Origin of the sequence: Mycobacterium paraffinicum (assembly GCF_001907675.1) — a bacterium.
GTDB lineage: Bacteria > Actinomycetota > Actinomycetes > Mycobacteriales > Mycobacteriaceae > Mycobacterium > Mycobacterium paraffinicum_A.
In genome coordinates, this window is sequence record NZ_MPNT01000028.1 from 1 (window position 1) to 13,939 (window position 13,939).

General features: G+C 67.7%; 14 protein-coding genes. 7 read left to right on the forward strand and 7 right to left on the reverse strand.

What is annotated here, in order from left to right:
- Positions 1 to 233: 233 nt before the first annotated feature.
- The 3 genes from BRW65_RS23430 to BRW65_RS23440 form a co-directional block, all read right to left on the reverse strand.
- The gene (locus tag BRW65_RS23430) at positions 234 to 1,127 is read right to left on the reverse strand and encodes a fructose bisphosphate aldolase (RefSeq protein WP_073878651.1); all 894 of its coding nucleotides are present in this window, start codon (positions 1,125 to 1,127) and stop codon (positions 234 to 236) included.
- 124 nt (positions 1,128 to 1,251) lie between these two features.
- Positions 1,252 to 1,830 carry a cytochrome b gene (locus tag BRW65_RS23435; protein ID WP_073878653.1) on the reverse strand — a complete coding sequence of 193 codons (579 nt, stop codon included), beginning with the start codon at positions 1,828 to 1,830 and terminating at the stop codon, positions 1,252 to 1,254.
- Positions 1,827 to 2,849 carry a catalase family peroxidase gene (locus BRW65_RS23440; protein WP_073878755.1) on the reverse strand — a complete coding sequence of 341 codons (1,023 nt, stop codon included), beginning with the start codon at positions 2,847 to 2,849 and terminating at the stop codon, positions 1,827 to 1,829. The genes BRW65_RS23435 and BRW65_RS23440 overlap by 4 nt, the downstream gene beginning before the upstream one ends.
- A gap of 440 nt (positions 2,850 to 3,289) precedes the next feature.
- Between BRW65_RS23440 and BRW65_RS23445 the strand changes: the two genes are divergently transcribed.
- Both BRW65_RS23445 and BRW65_RS23450 read left to right on the forward strand, forming a co-directional pair.
- The gene (locus tag BRW65_RS23445; RefSeq protein WP_073878655.1) at positions 3,290 to 3,667 is read left to right on the forward strand and encodes an STAS domain-containing protein; all 378 of its coding nucleotides are present in this window, start codon (positions 3,290 to 3,292) and stop codon (positions 3,665 to 3,667) included.
- Positions 3,668 to 3,696: 29 nt separating this feature from the next.
- Entirely contained in the window at positions 3,697 to 4,167 is a 471-nt protein-coding gene (locus tag BRW65_RS23450) for an ATP-binding protein (protein ID WP_073878757.1), read from the forward strand.
- On the opposite strand, the gene BRW65_RS23455 is transcribed toward BRW65_RS23450, so the two are convergent.
- On the reverse strand, positions 4,168 to 5,250 hold the full coding sequence (locus BRW65_RS23455) for a phosphotransferase family protein (RefSeq protein ID WP_073878657.1): 1,083 nt from the start codon (positions 5,248 to 5,250) through the stop codon (positions 4,168 to 4,170).
- Positions 5,247 to 6,377 (reverse strand): DUF7064 domain-containing protein, encoded by a 1,131-nt coding sequence (locus tag BRW65_RS23460; protein ID WP_073878659.1) that lies wholly within the window; start codon positions 6,375 to 6,377, stop codon positions 5,247 to 5,249. The genes BRW65_RS23455 and BRW65_RS23460 overlap by 4 nt, the downstream gene beginning before the upstream one ends.
- Before the next feature lie 78 nt (positions 6,378 to 6,455).
- On the opposite strand from BRW65_RS23460, the gene BRW65_RS23465 reads away from it, so the two are divergent.
- The 5 genes from BRW65_RS23465 to BRW65_RS23485 all read left to right on the forward strand — a co-directional run bounded on the left by BRW65_RS23465 (position 6,456) and on the right by BRW65_RS23485 (position 12,000).
- Complete coding sequence (locus tag BRW65_RS23465; RefSeq protein WP_073878759.1) at positions 6,456 to 7,076, forward strand: TetR/AcrR family transcriptional regulator; 621 nt, start codon at positions 6,456 to 6,458, stop codon at positions 7,074 to 7,076.
- A 110-nt stretch (positions 7,077 to 7,186) separates the two neighbouring features.
- On the forward strand, positions 7,187 to 8,323 hold the full coding sequence (locus BRW65_RS23470; protein ID WP_073878661.1) for a phosphotransferase: 1,137 nt from the start codon (positions 7,187 to 7,189) through the stop codon (positions 8,321 to 8,323).
- A 117-nt stretch (positions 8,324 to 8,440) separates the two neighbouring features.
- Entirely contained in the window at positions 8,441 to 10,201 is a 1,761-nt protein-coding gene (locus tag BRW65_RS23475; RefSeq protein ID WP_073878663.1) for an N-acyl-D-amino-acid deacylase family protein, read from the forward strand.
- 10 nt (positions 10,202 to 10,211) lie between these two features.
- Positions 10,212 to 11,570: an aromatic ring-hydroxylating oxygenase subunit alpha gene (locus BRW65_RS23480; protein ID WP_073878665.1), complete on the forward strand. Its 1,359-nt coding sequence runs from the start codon at positions 10,212 to 10,214 to the stop codon at positions 11,568 to 11,570.
- 241 nt (positions 11,571 to 11,811) lie between these two features.
- Positions 11,812 to 12,000 (forward strand): hypothetical protein, encoded by a 189-nt coding sequence (locus tag BRW65_RS23485; RefSeq protein WP_244168179.1) that lies wholly within the window; start codon positions 11,812 to 11,814, stop codon positions 11,998 to 12,000.
- Between the two features lie 14 nt (positions 12,001 to 12,014).
- Here the strand turns inward: BRW65_RS23485 and BRW65_RS23490 are convergent, their stop codons facing one another.
- A complete protein-coding gene (locus BRW65_RS23490; RefSeq protein ID WP_073878761.1) occupies positions 12,015 to 12,677 on the reverse strand; it encodes a response regulator in 663 nt (220 codons plus the stop codon).
- Positions 12,677 to 13,894, reverse strand: a complete 1,218-nt coding sequence (locus BRW65_RS23495) for a sensor histidine kinase (RefSeq protein ID WP_073878763.1) — start codon at positions 13,892 to 13,894, stop codon at positions 12,677 to 12,679. The genes BRW65_RS23490 and BRW65_RS23495 overlap by 1 nt, the downstream gene beginning before the upstream one ends.
- Positions 13,895 to 13,939 lie beyond the last annotated feature (45 nt).

The following is a 13,939-nucleotide window of genomic DNA, read 5'->3' on the forward strand; positions in this document are numbered from 1 at the left end:
GTAACCAACCCGCGTATATCAGACTGACACGCGTCGATACGACACGCTCGACATCCCCCAACTGACCCATCTGGTCAACGAAGCGGCGGCCACGACGACGGTTGCGGCCGCCGCTTCACCCTGCCCCTTGACAAGATGTCTCCCATATCAGCGGCGATCGCGAGCGCGGCGCTGGAGGTACCCCGCGAAGCTGGGGGACCGGGCGAACGCGGGTCGCCGCCATCGCTACTAAGTCAGCCGGCGACCGACGCGTCGTAGATGGACTGGATCGCCTTGTCCAGCGTGGCGTTGAACTGCTCGTCGGACTGGTCGACCGAAAGCCCCTCGGTGAGCGCGCGGCTGAAGCTCGCGATCAGCCCGGTGTTCTTCGCCAGCAGCTCGTTGGCTTCCTCGCGGGAGTAGCCGCCGGAGAGGGCGACCACCCGCATCACCTTCGGGTGCTCGATCAAGGGGCGGTAGAAGTTGACCTCGGTGGGCAGGCTCAGCTTCAGCATCACGCGCTGACCCTCCGGCACGTTCTCAAGCTGCTTGGTGATCTCGTCGCGCAGGATGCCTTCGGCCTCGGCCTTGTCCGAGATCGAGATGGTGACCTCAGGTTCGATGATGGGCACCAGACCGTGCGAGAGCACCTGGTGGGCCAGCTCGAACTGCTGGGCGACCACGGCGGCGATGCCGTTGGCGTTGGCGCCGCCGATCACCGACCGTTCCTTGGTCCCGAACACGCCCTTGCTCACCGCGCGCTCCAGCAGCTCGTCCAGTCCCGGGATCGGCTTCATCAGCTGCACGTCATCCGACGCCTCCGCCAGCCCCTTGTCGATCTTCAGGATGGGCACCACGCCCTTGGTCTCCCACAGGTAGGTGGTCGACGGCTTGCCCTCGATCTCGCGGTCCATGGTCTGCTCGAACAGGATCGCGGCCAGCACGCGGTCACCGTCGAAGACGGGGGACGTGATGATCCGCGACCGCATCTGGTGGATGAGGTCGAACATCTCCTCCTCGGAGGAGTACGCGTCGTCCTCGATGCCGTAGAGGCGCAGCGCCTTGGGCGTCGAACCGCCGCTCTGGTCGAGCGCCGCGATGAATCCCTTCCCCGACGCCATCCGGTCCGCTTGCTTCTCGTTTGGCATGGAAGTTCTCCACTCCTTCGTGGTCTTCGTGGTCCCGCACGGTCACGGCGCCTGCGGCGCTTCGCACCCGTGAAATGATCGTGCCGATCATATTCGGCCGATCACCTCCCCAGGAGGCAGGCCGTTACCGCTCGGCTTGGCCCGGCTCCGGGGCGGCCGGTCTGACCCGCCACAGCGCCATGCGATCAAGGAGCCGGTCGCGCAGGACGAGCGTGTGAAAGAGTACCGCGCACATGTGGGCGGTAAACGTCGCGAACAGCAGGAACGCGAACGCGCCATGGCACTCGCGGAGCACCGCGAAGGCATCGATGCTGTGCGGCGCGATGCCGGGCAGCCGCAGCGGACCCACCAGCGTGACGGGAAACCGCGCCGCCGACAGCATCGCCCACCCGGTCAGTGGCTGCACCAGCAGCAGGGCGTAGAGCAGGTATTCCGACCAGGTCGCGATGCGCCGTTCCGCGCCGCTCATCGTGGATAGGAACGGTGGGGGCCGGTGCCTGAGCCGATTCGCCAGCCGCAGCACCGCGAAGATGAGGATCAGCACTCCCAGCGGCCGGTGGATGGCCAGCAGCAGCGGGTAGTAACTCAGTGCCGCGACCATGGTCACACCGATCAGCAGTTGCGCGATGACCATCGGCGCCATCAGCCAGTGCAACAGGCGGGACGGCAGCGCGAAGCGAGCCGGGGCGGCGCCGGCGGTCACCGCAGCACCCGGGAGACGTCGACTTCGCTTGGCCTCTTGGGTTCCTCGGCGCGACGCGTGAACGAGCGGGCGTAGACGGCAGACCGTGCGGCCAGCAGCGGGTCGTCGGAGGCGGTAATGCCGTCCGGCAGGACCAGTGGGTCGAAGTTGACGTCGCGGGCGTTGCCCGGCGCTTCGGTCTGCACTCCCGTGACGGTGATGGTGCCGGCCTCGATGGTGCGGCGCGGCGACGGCCAGGGCTGCGTGGCGTCGTGGGTCGGATCGCTCGGCTCGCCGATCGTGAGCAGGAGCCGCCAACTCAGCGGTCGCTGCGCGATCGCGTGAATGAGGTCGTCGAACAGGTAGTCCTTGCCGGCCTGTGCAGCCGGCGCGGCCGCCGCTTCCTGAGGAACGGCGGCCCAGCGCACGGGCACGGTCGCTCCGGCGGCGTTGGTGAATCGAAACGCGTTCAACCCGTAGAACGTGCTGTCGGCGAACCCCGCGCTCGGCGACGCTCCCTTGATGACCTTCATGGCCGCGACGGTCTCCGGATGGCGGTCGAGGAACGCGGCCATCTTCGCGGGGTCCGGCTTACCCGTCTCCGGCAGTGGCTTGGACGCGAGCAACCGGTCGTAGAACCCCTGCGGAGTGCTGTCCGGGAAGACGGGGATGTTGATCATCGCCGTGCGCCATTGCTCGCCGCCGGGACCCTGGAAGAGCAGGCCCAGCCCCCGGACGGTGGTGGGCATGTCGGGCTGATCCGGCAGACCGCCCGACAGGGAAAACCGGCCGATCACCGGCACGCTGCCCGGTCGGAAGACGCCGGCCCGGCAGACCGCCGCTCCCGCCCCGGTGCTGGCAAAAGTGCCGACCGCGCTGAGCCCCTTCGCGTGATTTCGCCGAAAACCCTCGTGACGTCCGTAGACCTGCTCGAAGCGGTCGGTGAACCGGGGCGGAGTCAGGGCGCCGGGCCGCAGCCAGCCGCCGGCGTAGGCGAACCCACCGACATCGACCGCGGCGATGCCGGCTACCGCCCCCATACCCAGCAAGGCGCCCCGCCGGGTCAGGGCTTCGGCAAGCGACCGGGTGGGCTTACCATCGCCGGGCTGACCGTGCTGCTCACCGTTGTGATCGCCGGAGTTCACGGCCACCGCCCTTCCGCGTTCGTGCAGGCCACACGGCCAGGCAATTCACGCACGGGCCGACCCCCGGCGCAACTGTTGCGGTGACCGTCGCACACACTCACCGGACGGCGCAGGGGTGCGATTCGTTCACTCGCTTTGGGGGTGGTTCGCGAAGTGTCATACCATCTACTGAGAACTTGCGGCTGCATCTGTGGCTAGCAGCGCAGATCGATGGAGTGTGCCTCCTCTGACGGGCAAGCGCTTTCCGTAGGGTTGAACAAGCAGCCCCCGGGCTTGGCAGTGGCTGTTTTTGTGAGCTAACGGGCCCCACACGGGCCGAATGTGAGTGATAGACCATGGGCGAACTAACCGGTGATCCAATCGATCCGACCGCTTTCTCAGTAGGAAAACAGCAGATAGACCAGGCGGTCGTGCTCACCGTCTCCGGCGAGGTGGACATGCTCAGCTCGCCGCACCTTTCCGAGGCGATCCAGACCGCGCTGGCGACCAAACCCGCCGCGCTGATCGTTGACCTGTCGAAAGTGGACTTCTTGGCGTCCGCCGGGATGACGGTCCTGGTCACGGCGCAGGCTGACGCCGAGCCGCCCACCAAATTCGCGGTCGTCGCGAACGGCTCGGCGACCAGCAGGCCGATCAAGTTGATGGGAATCGACAGCGTGCTCTCGCTCTACAGCTCGCTCGACGACGCGCTGAGCGGCATCGCCGGTGGGTGAACCTCGAGATGGGGGCACAGCTGGAAACGATGGGGCGCCCTGATCAGTCGCCTGACGTCTCACACACCGACGACCGGTCTCGCTTCGCGCGCAATCGCGTTGCCGCCGACCCGCGCAGCGCGGCTCGGGCCCGAGCCGAGTTCGGCGCCTGGCTCCAGACGCATTTCACCCTGAGTTCCAACCGGTTCAGCGACGTCCTGCTCGCGGTAAACGAAGCCATCGCCAACGCCGCCGAATTCGCCTATTGCGACGCCTCGCAGCCAGGCACGCTCGACGTGAGCGCGGCCTACGACCGCCGGTCCGACACCCTGGCCGTGACAGTTGCCGATCGCGGTCGATGGCGTCAGAAAGCCCCGGCCGTGTACCAGCGGCAGCGCCGGGGCCGCGGCATCCCGCTGATGGAGGTCCTCGCCGACCAAGTGAGCATCGACCGCACGCCCCGGGGGACCCGCGTCACGATGACGTGGACCCACCTGACACGTCGGCCCGACGCTTCATAACTACGTCGCGCGCGCCAGGACCCGCTGAATGCGGTCCTCGCGCGGCAGGACCGGACCGTCGTCGAGGGGTTCTTCGATGCCCAGCTCCGCGAGGCCGGCTCTGGTTAGCAGCGAGGTGCCGTATGCGGCCAGGACCAGCTTCTGATCTTCGCTGTGCCCCTCATCGACGAGCATTGCCCCGATGAGGCAGATGACGGCCATCTTGTACGCGTTGAAAGCGCGGTACCACTCGCGGTTCTGCAGCTTGATGCCGCTGGCCCGCTCGTAGTGGCCCAGCAGGGCGTCGACCGGAAGCGCCGCGGGATGGCTGTTGATGCCGACGGGTTGGGCCCACAGCATCTCGAGCCAGCCGATGTCGGTGAGGGGATCGCCGACCGTGCTCATCTCCCAGTCGAACACCGCGCTCACCTCGCCGTCGGTGAAGGCGAAGTTGCCCGGTTTGGCGTCGCCGTGCACCAGGGTGACCGTCGGGCATGGCGCCGGCCGGCATTGCCGCAGCCCGTGGTGGAGCCGTTCAAGGGCGGGCAGCGAACCGCGCTTGACCCGGTCCATTTCCGCGGCCCAGTGGTCGAGTTCGCGGTCGAGGTGGCCGGCGCCGTCGTCGAGCGCGTCGAGACCGGTCCGGGCGAGGTCGACGGCATGGATGGCCGCGAGTTGCTCGACCAGGCTCCGGCACATCCGCACCACCGTCTCATCCTCGACGTCTGGCGTCTGCATCTCGTAGACGTCGCCGGCGACGCGTTCCATCACGAAGAACGGGCGGCCCAGTACCTCGCCGGTCTCTTCCAGCCACAGCGCCCGTGGCACCCGGACCGCGGTGTCCTGCAGTGCGCGCAGGATGCGGAACTGGCGCGCGAGGTCGTAGGGCTCCAGCAGCGCCGGCGGCCTGGGCCGCAGCCGCAGCACCACGTCTTGGCGTGCCTGCCGATCGCCGCGCCCGGTGACCACGGTCAACATCAGCATCTCGGCCGAATGCCCGAAGCTCACCCGGTCCAGGCCCTCGACGCGGACGTCGTCGATGCCGGGCGTTCGGGTGCGCAGCCAGCCCGTCAGGCGCTCCTCGAACTCGGCGTCGATCGTCACTGCCGAGCACCTTCGGCCGGCAGGCGCTCGACCGGCGTCTTGTCCTGGGTGAACGCCGACATGTCCATCGCCGTCCAGTTCGGGTACCGGCGATAGCCTTCGCCGCCGAGCAGCAATTCGAAGACGCCCCAACCGGTGTGGCCGTCCCGCTGGAAGCGCATCAGCTGGTCGAGCGCCATCGATTTACCCTCCGCCTCAGCGAGCTGGTCGGAATTACTGCTGTCCCAATGGAAATGGATGAAGTACGCGCCGGCGCCGAGGTCTTCGTATGTGCAGTGGCCCATCGGCAGCCCGTAGTAGGCGTTGACGTGCTGGTGCGGTGCATCGGCGGTGACGCGATGAGCCCGGCCGTCCTCGTCGGTGAAGATCAGCACCGCGTGGGCGGGCCGCTTGCGCTCGCCGTCGAACTCGACGTCGTGTTCGATCTTGACGAACCGCTTCGAGAGAGTTCCGTCCGCATAAGTGATGCCGCCATCGACATATTGCACTGTGCCGTCGGCTGTTTCGATTACCCATGCCTCGATCGCGTGGTCGTCGAAGCCCGCGTCGAGCCACAGCCAGAAGTCGATTTTGTCGGACACTCGCACGCCGAAGGTGCGGTCACGGCCGCCGTGGAATCCCTCGACGCTGATGCGTTCACCGTCGATCTGCACCCATCCGCTCCACCGCCCGGGTTCCTTCATGTGATACATGTCGGCGAGTACCCGGCCGTCGTCGCCGACCACCTTCATCGGCGACAATTCCCACATCGGCGCGGTGGGTTCATAATAGAGCTCCCACGCGATGCCCGATCCGTTGGATTCCACGTCAAGGCGCCACTTCTTCAGCGGCTCAACGCAAGTCCAGCGCATCGGCCCGGCACGCAACTCGGCACGGTCACCGCCGGCGACCGGCCGTCCCGACAACAGATCCCAGTGCCGGCCGTCGGCGAGGCTCACCTTCACATAGCCCAGCCCGCTGGCGGTGTTCGGATTGTTGCCGTAGCCACTGGCCAACAACATGGTGCCGTCGGGCGAGGCCGCGAAGAAGTAGCAACGATCCGACCAGGTCGGGTCGTTGCTGTGCACCGCGTCGAACGTCGTCGGAAGCTGGTGCGTGAACGACTCGTCCGCAGCGGAGTACGCCATGGTTGTCCTCTCGGGCGATCTGCTTGATTCGCAATGGAATTCGTTGTCCTGCGCGGCGGATCCCGTAACATCTGGGCCATGGAACCGAGCCGCCGCTGGGGCGACGACCGCGCGATCCTCGATGACGAGGAGGCCCGCAGGCGCATTCTGGACGCGGCTGGCCGCTGCATCGTGCACCGCGGCAACACGCAGTTCCGGATGGGCGAGGTCGCCGACGAGGCCGGGGTGTCACGGTCCACGGTGTACCGGTACTTCCCGGGACGCGACGACGTCCTGCTGGGCCTGATCCTGAAGCGGGTCGACCACGCGCTCGGCGAGTTGGTGCGCTCGCTGGCCGCTCCGGACGATCCCGTGCGGTCGGTGCCCGAGATGGTGCTGGCCCGCGTCGAGTCGGTGGAAGGCGATCCGCTGAACGAGGCGCTGTTCGCCGCCGAGAGCACCGCCGTGGCGACTGCCCTCGAGAAGGGGTCGGAGCCCATCGTGGAGACATTGTTGCGCCACTACCAACCCTTGCTGGTTCGGTGGAAGTCCGCGGGCCGTCTGCACGCCGACCTCGATCCACGGTCGGTGGTGCAGTGGCTGCACGCCACCACGCTGTTTCTGCTGGCGCCCTCGTGGCGGTACCGCACGGCCGCTGACAAACGCCGGTTCGTCGAGCAGTTCGTGGTAAGAGCCCTGGTCCCACAGATCAGACAATAACCAACTATTGTCCGATGTCGAGACGTTCAGGTACTTTTGTCTGACCCCGTGCCGCGACGTCCCCTCGGCTCGCGGCGCGGGTGACACGTCCACCCCGAGAATCGAACACGATGAATAACCCTGTGACCCAGGCGCTTTCGGTAGCCGGCCTGACCGCCCACCTAGGGCGCGGCGTGGGCCGCGTGGCCGCCGACGCGGTGGTGGGCGGCCGGTTCGGGCTGCCTCGCCGGGTGCGGGACATCGACGCGGCGGTGCTCTCCAGGGTCATGGGCGCCACCGTCAGATCGGTCCGCGTCCTGAGCAGCGACGCGGGAACATCGGCGCGGGCGCGGCTGGTGCTGACCGGAAAGAACGTCCCCGACTCGGTGTTCGTCAAGCTCGCGGCGAACACCCCGGCCACCCGGTTGATGGGCGAGCTCGGCCGACTCGGGCACACGGAGGTGCGGTTCTACCGCCAGCTCGCCCCGCAGATCGTCGGGGCACCGTATTCCTACGGGGCGGCGTTCGATTCGTGGACAGGGCGCTACCTCGTGGTGCTGGAAGACCTCCCCGTCGAGTCGTACGAGTTCCCCGACACCTTGCACCCGCTTACGCCCGACCAGGCCAGCCTGATCGTCGAGCTGCTCGCCTACCTGCACGCCACCTTTTGGGACCGACTGTCTCGTGACGGACGCGGCCCGTTGGGCTGGCTCTACACGCCGTCCGGCGACGTCACCTCCTTGCTGACCGGCTCGCTGATGCACGCCTCGATCAAGCGCCTCGCCGAGCGCACCGAGATCCCGGTCGAGAACGGCCGATTCATCGCCGACAACTACCGCGCCGTCGCCGCTCTCATCGACACTCCCCCACACACCGTCATGCACGGCGACGCCCACCCCGGCAACATGTACTTTCACGGCGGTAAGGCCGGACTTCTGGACTGGCAGGCGGTGCGGCGAGGGCACCCGTCGCGCGAACTCGCCTACACACTGATCACCAGCCTCACCCCCGAGGACCGCCGAACCACCCAGCGCGACCTGCTCGACGACTACCGTCGCGCCCTCGCGGCGGCCGGCGGCCCCACACTGGACCGCGACGAACTGTGGCTGCGGTTCCGCCAGGCAGCGCTGTACGCCTACGTGGCCCCCCTGATCACCGCGGGAATGGGCGGCATGCAAGTCGAAAACATCGCCATGGAGGGGCTGCGGCGCGGTGTCGCCGCTCTGGACGATCTGCAGACGGTTTCGGCGCTGAAGAGTTCGCTCTGAAGGCAAAAGTTTGCGCCAACCCTATTGCGCTGCCCGCCCCACGAGTTACGCTACTTGCCGTAGCGTAATGCTGCGGGTCTCGTCGCGCCTTCGGCCCATGGCGGCAAGGAGAGTCACATGTTCGACCTGAAGATCATTGGTGGCACCGTCGTCGACGGCACCGGCGCGGAGCGCTATCGCGCCGACATCGGCATCAAAGACGGCAAGATCGTCGACGTCGTCCGCCGTGGCGCCGGGGACCCCGGGCTGGGCGGGGAGGCCGCCGAAACCATCGACGCCACAGGGCATGTGGTGGCCCCCGGCTTCGTCGACATCCACACCCACTACGACGGCCAGGTGAGCTGGGACGGCTTGCTCGAACCGTCCAGCGGTCACGGCGTCACCACCATCGTGACCGGCAACTGCGGCGTGGGCTTCGCCCCGGTTCGACCCGGCAGCGAGCAGTGGCTGATCGAGTTGATGGAAGGCGTCGAGGACATTCCGGGCACCGCGCTTACCGAGGGCATCACCTGGGGCTGGGAGACCTACCCCGAATACCTCGACGCGATCGGCAAGCAGAAGTTCTCCGTCGACGTGGGCAGCCAGGTCGCGCACGGTGCCATCCGCGCCTACGCGATGGGCGAGCGCGGGGCCCGCAACGAACCGGCGACGCCAGACGACATCGAGGCGATGGGCCGGCTGGTCCGGGAGGCGATCGAGGCCGGCGCCCTCGGGTTTTCGACGTCGCGCACTATGGGCCACCGCGCCATGGACGGCGAACCCGTGCCCGGCACGTTCGCCGCCGAGGATGAGCTCTTTGGGCTCGGGCGCGCCATGGCCGCCGGCGGTCAGGCCGTTTTCGAGTTGGCGCCGCAAGGATCGGCGGGCGAGGACATCGTCGCGCCCAAGAAGGAACTGGACTGGATGCGCCGGTTGAGCGCCGAGATCGACCGGCCGGTGTCCTTCGCGCTGATTCAGGTGGACGCCGACCCCAAGCTGTGGCGCGAGATGCTGGACCTGTCCGCCGACGCGCATGCCGAGGGCGCCCGCCTCTACCCACAGGTCGCGGCCCGGCCGTTCGGCATGATGATCGGGTTCCAGGGTCATCACGGCTTCAGCCACCGGCCCACCTACCGCCGGCTGGCGGCCGAGTGCAGCCGCGAAGAACTCGCGCAGCGCCTGGCCGACCCGGCGGTGAAGGCCGCCATCCTGGCCGACGAGGACCTGCCCGCCGACCCGACGCTGTTGTTCGACGGGATGTTCGCGCTGGTGCAGCATTCGCTCAAGCGGCTGTACGCGCTTGGCGACCCGCCCGATTACGAGCCGACCCCCGACCGCACCGTCGCCGCCATCGCCGCAGCCCGCGGCGAGGACCCGCTATCCACGCTCTACGACCTCATGCTCGAGCGGAACGCGACCGCCATGCTGATGCTGCCGCTGTTCAACTACGCCGACGGCAACTGCGACGCGATCCGGGAGATGCTCCTGCACCCGGCCGGCGTACTCGGGCTTTCCGACGGCGGCGCCCACTGCGGGATGATCTGCGACGCTTCGTATCCGACCTTCCTGCTGACGCACTGGGCGCGGGACCGCCGCCGGGGCGAGAAGCTGTCGCTGGAATATGTGATTCGCAAGCAATCCCGCGACACCGCCCATCTGTTCGGCCTCACCGACCGCGGCACCATCGAGAAGGGCAAGAAGGCCGACATCAACGTCATCGACATGGACGCCCTGACGCTGCACCCGGCGGCCATGGCCTTCGACCTGCCGGCGGGCGGCAACCGGATCCTGCAGGGAGCCAGCGGTTATGCCGCCACGATCGTCAGCGGGACCGTCACCCGCCGCAACGACGTCGACACCGGGGCGCGGCCCGGCCGTTTGGTGCGGGGAGCGCGTTAAGGCGGCGGGCATGAACGCGCCCGCCGGCAACCCGACCCGCAACCGCTCGCACGTCCAAGAGGACGCGATCGGCACTCCGCCGGACAGCCCCACCCTGGTGCCCGCGCAGCGGTATTACTCGCCGGAGTTCGCCGCGCTCGAGATCGAGCGAATGTGGCCGAAGGTATGGCAGCTCGCGTGCATGGTGGACCACGTCGCCGAGTCGGGTGACTACTTCGAGTACCGCTGCGGACCATACGGGGTGCTGATCGTTCGTGACGGCGACGGCGTGCTACGCGCGTTTCAGAACGCGTGCCGCCACCGCGGCAACTCGGTGTGTGTGGGCTCCGGCTCCGGGCTGCGCGAGCTCAAGTGCGGTTATCACGGGTGGACTTGGGACCTGGCCGGCGCGCTCAAGCGGGTGCCCAACCGCAAGGGCTTCGGGGCGCTCAAGATGTCGGACTTCCCGCTGGTGCCGGTGCGGGTGGACACCTGGGAGGGGCTGGTCTTCGTCAATCTCGACCTCGATGCGATGCCGCTGCTCGAGTATCTGGAGGCGGTGCCCGACGACATCGCCTGGTGCCGGCTGAACGATTTCCGTTGCTACGCCACGCTGACCGTCGACGTCGAGGCCAACTGGAAGACGATCGCCGACGGGTACAGCGAGACCTACCACATTCAGACGCTGCACCCGGAGTTGCTGCGCTGCGTCGACGACATTCATGCGCCCCAACAGATCTGGGGCCACACCGGCAAATCGGACCAACCGTACGGCGTGCCAAGCCCCCGCTTTGAGGGATCGCTGAGCGATGAAGAGGTCTGGGAGGCTTACGTTTACACGCAGGGCGCACTGATGGGCGCCGCCGAGGGCACGCCCTTTCCGGCCGGCGAGCGCCGGCCGGGGCAAACGGTTCGGGAGCTGATCGCCGAGCACACCCGGGCGTTTGCCGCCAGTCGCGGGGTGAACCTCGATTGGGCGGACACGGACCGCATCACCCGGCTGCATCAGTACAACGTCTTCCCGAACATGACGCTGCTGGCCAACGCCGACCACCTCACCGTCATGTGCTCCCGGCCCGGGCCCGACCCCGATCACGGCGAGTTGGTCATGTTCTTGATGACCCGAATGCCTCCGGGCTCTCCGCGCGCCAAGCCGACCGACGTCCGGGTGACCGCCGGTGAGGCCGAGCCCGGCGTTGTGCTCACCCAGGACATCCAGGTGCTCGCGAGCCTGCAGCGGGGCCTGCACCAACCCGGATTCACCCACTTGGTGCTGTCGAACGAGGAGCGGCGGGTGATCAACATGCATCGCAACCTGGAACGCTATCTGGACTTATCCCAATCCGAGCGGATGAGCGGCGGCGCGACGGCCGGATCGCGCTCAACATAGTTCGTGTAGACACGCCGTAATCGGCCCGATGCGATTTAGAATCCATTTCGTGATGACCCCGTCAAACCCGTGGGGGGACGACAGAGGGCAACTCGCGCATCAGCTGCAGATGCGATACGAACCACTCGCGCGAAGACGCGCGCGGCGAATGTGCCAGAACTTCGAACGCGTCGGTGTCCGAACGGCGCCCGACCGCGTCCGGCAGATGCTCGCCGGCGCGCCCCTAGCGGCTCATGAAGTGATGGACGTCAACTTTGCGCTGATCGCCCTGCGGTTCGACCGTGAATCCCGCGCCGCCCGGTTCAAGCGGCTGAAGCGACAAGGCACCCGCTCATTGATGTTCGCCGGCCTGGTCCTGGTTGTGTTGAACTTTCTCATGTGCATGGCTTACGTCTTGCTGAACCTCGCGGAGCAGGGCGCACCCCTGTAGGTCGCTGGGGTTCCTTAGCGTGGAATGACGATGCCGTTGTCGTAGGCGTACACGATCGCCGCGGCACGATCCCGCAGATCGAGTTTTCCGAAAATCCGGCCGATATGGCTCTTGACCGTCACCCCGGAAATGCAGAGCTCGTCCGCGATCTCGGCGTTGGAAAGACCCTTGCCGATCAATGTCAGCACGTCGAGCTCGCGAGTCGTCAGCTCGGCGATCGCGGCGCCGCGCGGGCCGGGGGCGGCTTTCCGGTAGGTGGTGAGCACGCGCGCGGTGACGGCGGGATCCAGGTAGCTGTCGCCCCGGGCGACCGCGCGCACGGCGCGGATCAGTTCCTCGGCGGACGAGTCCTTGAGCACAAACCCGGCCGCCCCGGCGCGCAACGCCTCGGACAGCAACTCGTCCTCGTTGAAAGTGGTCAGCGCCAGCACCGGCGGCGTCCCCCCGAGCCGGCGCGTCGCCTCGATGCCGTCGACTCGGCGCATGCGCAGATCCATCACGATCACGTCGGGTCGGCACTCGGCAACTGCCGCCGGCACCTCGTCTCCGTCGGCGCATTCCGCGACGACGACGAAGCCGTCCTTGCGGCGCAAGATCCGGCGCAGCCCCGATCGCACCAACTCCTGGTCGTCGACGAGCAGGACGGTGATCTCGGCGACTTCCGCGACATTCGGGATCACGCCTTACACCACCACGGGCGCCAGCCGGTGTCACCCTCGTGCAGCGGTATGTCGGCGCGCACCGACCACCCGTCCTCGGTCGGACCGGCGTCGATGGCTCCGCCCAGCAGCTCGACGCGCTGACGCATGCCGCGCAACCCGCGCCCTTCGGCGGATTGCGGGGCGGCTATCGCCACCGGTACTCGGTTGTCCACCGAGACGCTTGCCGATGCCGCCGAGATTCTCAGCACCACCGTCGATTTCGAGTCCGGCGCATGCTTGGCGATGTTGGCCAGGGATTCCTGGGTGATGCGGTACAACGCGAGGCCGACCGCCGGTGAGACGCGTTCGGTGGGTCCGTCGATGCGCAGCGCGGCGTCCAGGCCGGCGCGCTGAAAGTCCGCGACGAGGACGCCGACGTCGTCGATGCCGGGTTCGGGCGTCGTCTGCGCGGGCTTCGTGGGCGAGTTGTCGAGAAGTCCGACGGTGCGCCGAATGTCGGCCATCGCCTGCCGGCCCAGGCGCTCGGCTTGCTCGAGCGCCTCGACCGCGTCGTCGATGTCGCGGTCCTGCTGCAGTCCCCGACGCGCACCCGTCAGGTGCAGCAGCGTGATGCTCAGCGAGTGAGCGATGACGTCGTGCACTTCGCGGGCGATCCGACGCCGCTCGTCGGCCGCCGCGTGCTGGGCCAGCATCTTCTGCGCCTCGATCTGTTCGGCCAGCAGCAGCCGTTGGCTGCGCATGACGTAACCGAGGAGCCACGCCGCCCCGATGAAGGCCAGGTACAGCATCACCGCGTCCAGGCGGTGCAGTGCGGACGCGGCGAGCAGCAGAGCGGCCGAGGACCCGGCGGACAACAAGCCGCCCGCGATGGAACTCAGCGTCGCGGTGGACAGCACCATCAACACCAGCAGGGCGGGAGCGAAGTCGGCGCGAATGGGAGTCGAGGTACCGAACAGCATCATGGCGGTGGCCGTCGACCAGGTCGCCCACATCAGCAGCGGGCTGAGCTTTGTGTTCAGGAAAAAGAACACCAGCGTCGGTGCGATGGACACGGAGAATGCCGCGAGCCCGACGGGCACGTCGGCGGAGGGGCGCTGCAGGATCGCAACCACCGCGCCGCCGACGTGGCTGATGTCGACGGCGATGAGCGACGTCCAGGTGAGACCGACGGGAATCAGCTCACCTCGCCGGCGAAGCTGCTCGCGCAGGTAAGCCGTTGCGGCACGCAACATCGCCCAATCGTAGAAGGGCGCGCCACCTGCGCACATCATGCCGTG

Excerpts from the sequence above, each read along its gene's own strand:
- BRW65_RS23440 (WP_073878755.1), bottom strand. The coding sequence starts at position 2,849 with ATGGGGGCGGTAGCCGGCATCGCCGCGGTCGATGTCGGTGGGTTCGCC.
- BRW65_RS23450 (WP_073878757.1), top strand. The coding sequence starts at position 3,697 with ATGGGGCGCCCTGATCAGTCGCCTGACGTCTCACACACCGACGACCGG.
- BRW65_RS23465 (WP_073878759.1), top strand. The coding sequence starts at position 6,456 with ATGGAACCGAGCCGCCGCTGGGGCGACGACCGCGCGATCCTCGATGAC.
- BRW65_RS23430 (WP_073878651.1), bottom strand. The coding sequence starts at position 1,127 with ATGCCAAACGAGAAGCAAGCGGACCGGATGGCGTCGGGGAAGGGATTC.
- BRW65_RS23485 (WP_244168179.1), top strand. The coding sequence starts at position 11,812 with ATGGACGTCAACTTTGCGCTGATCGCCCTGCGGTTCGACCGTGAATCC.
- BRW65_RS23495 (WP_073878763.1), bottom strand. The coding sequence starts at position 13,894 with ATGTTGCGTGCCGCAACGGCTTACCTGCGCGAGCAGCTTCGCCGGCGA.
- BRW65_RS23475 (WP_073878663.1), top strand. The coding sequence starts at position 8,441 with ATGTTCGACCTGAAGATCATTGGTGGCACCGTCGTCGACGGCACCGGC.
- BRW65_RS23445 (WP_073878655.1), top strand. The coding sequence starts at position 3,290 with ATGGGCGAACTAACCGGTGATCCAATCGATCCGACCGCTTTCTCAGTA.
- BRW65_RS23480 (WP_073878665.1), top strand. The coding sequence starts at position 10,212 with ATGAACGCGCCCGCCGGCAACCCGACCCGCAACCGCTCGCACGTCCAA.
- BRW65_RS23470 (WP_073878661.1), top strand. The coding sequence starts at position 7,187 with ATGAATAACCCTGTGACCCAGGCGCTTTCGGTAGCCGGCCTGACCGCC.
- BRW65_RS23460 (WP_073878659.1), bottom strand. The coding sequence starts at position 6,377 with ATGGCGTACTCCGCTGCGGACGAGTCGTTCACGCACCAGCTTCCGACG.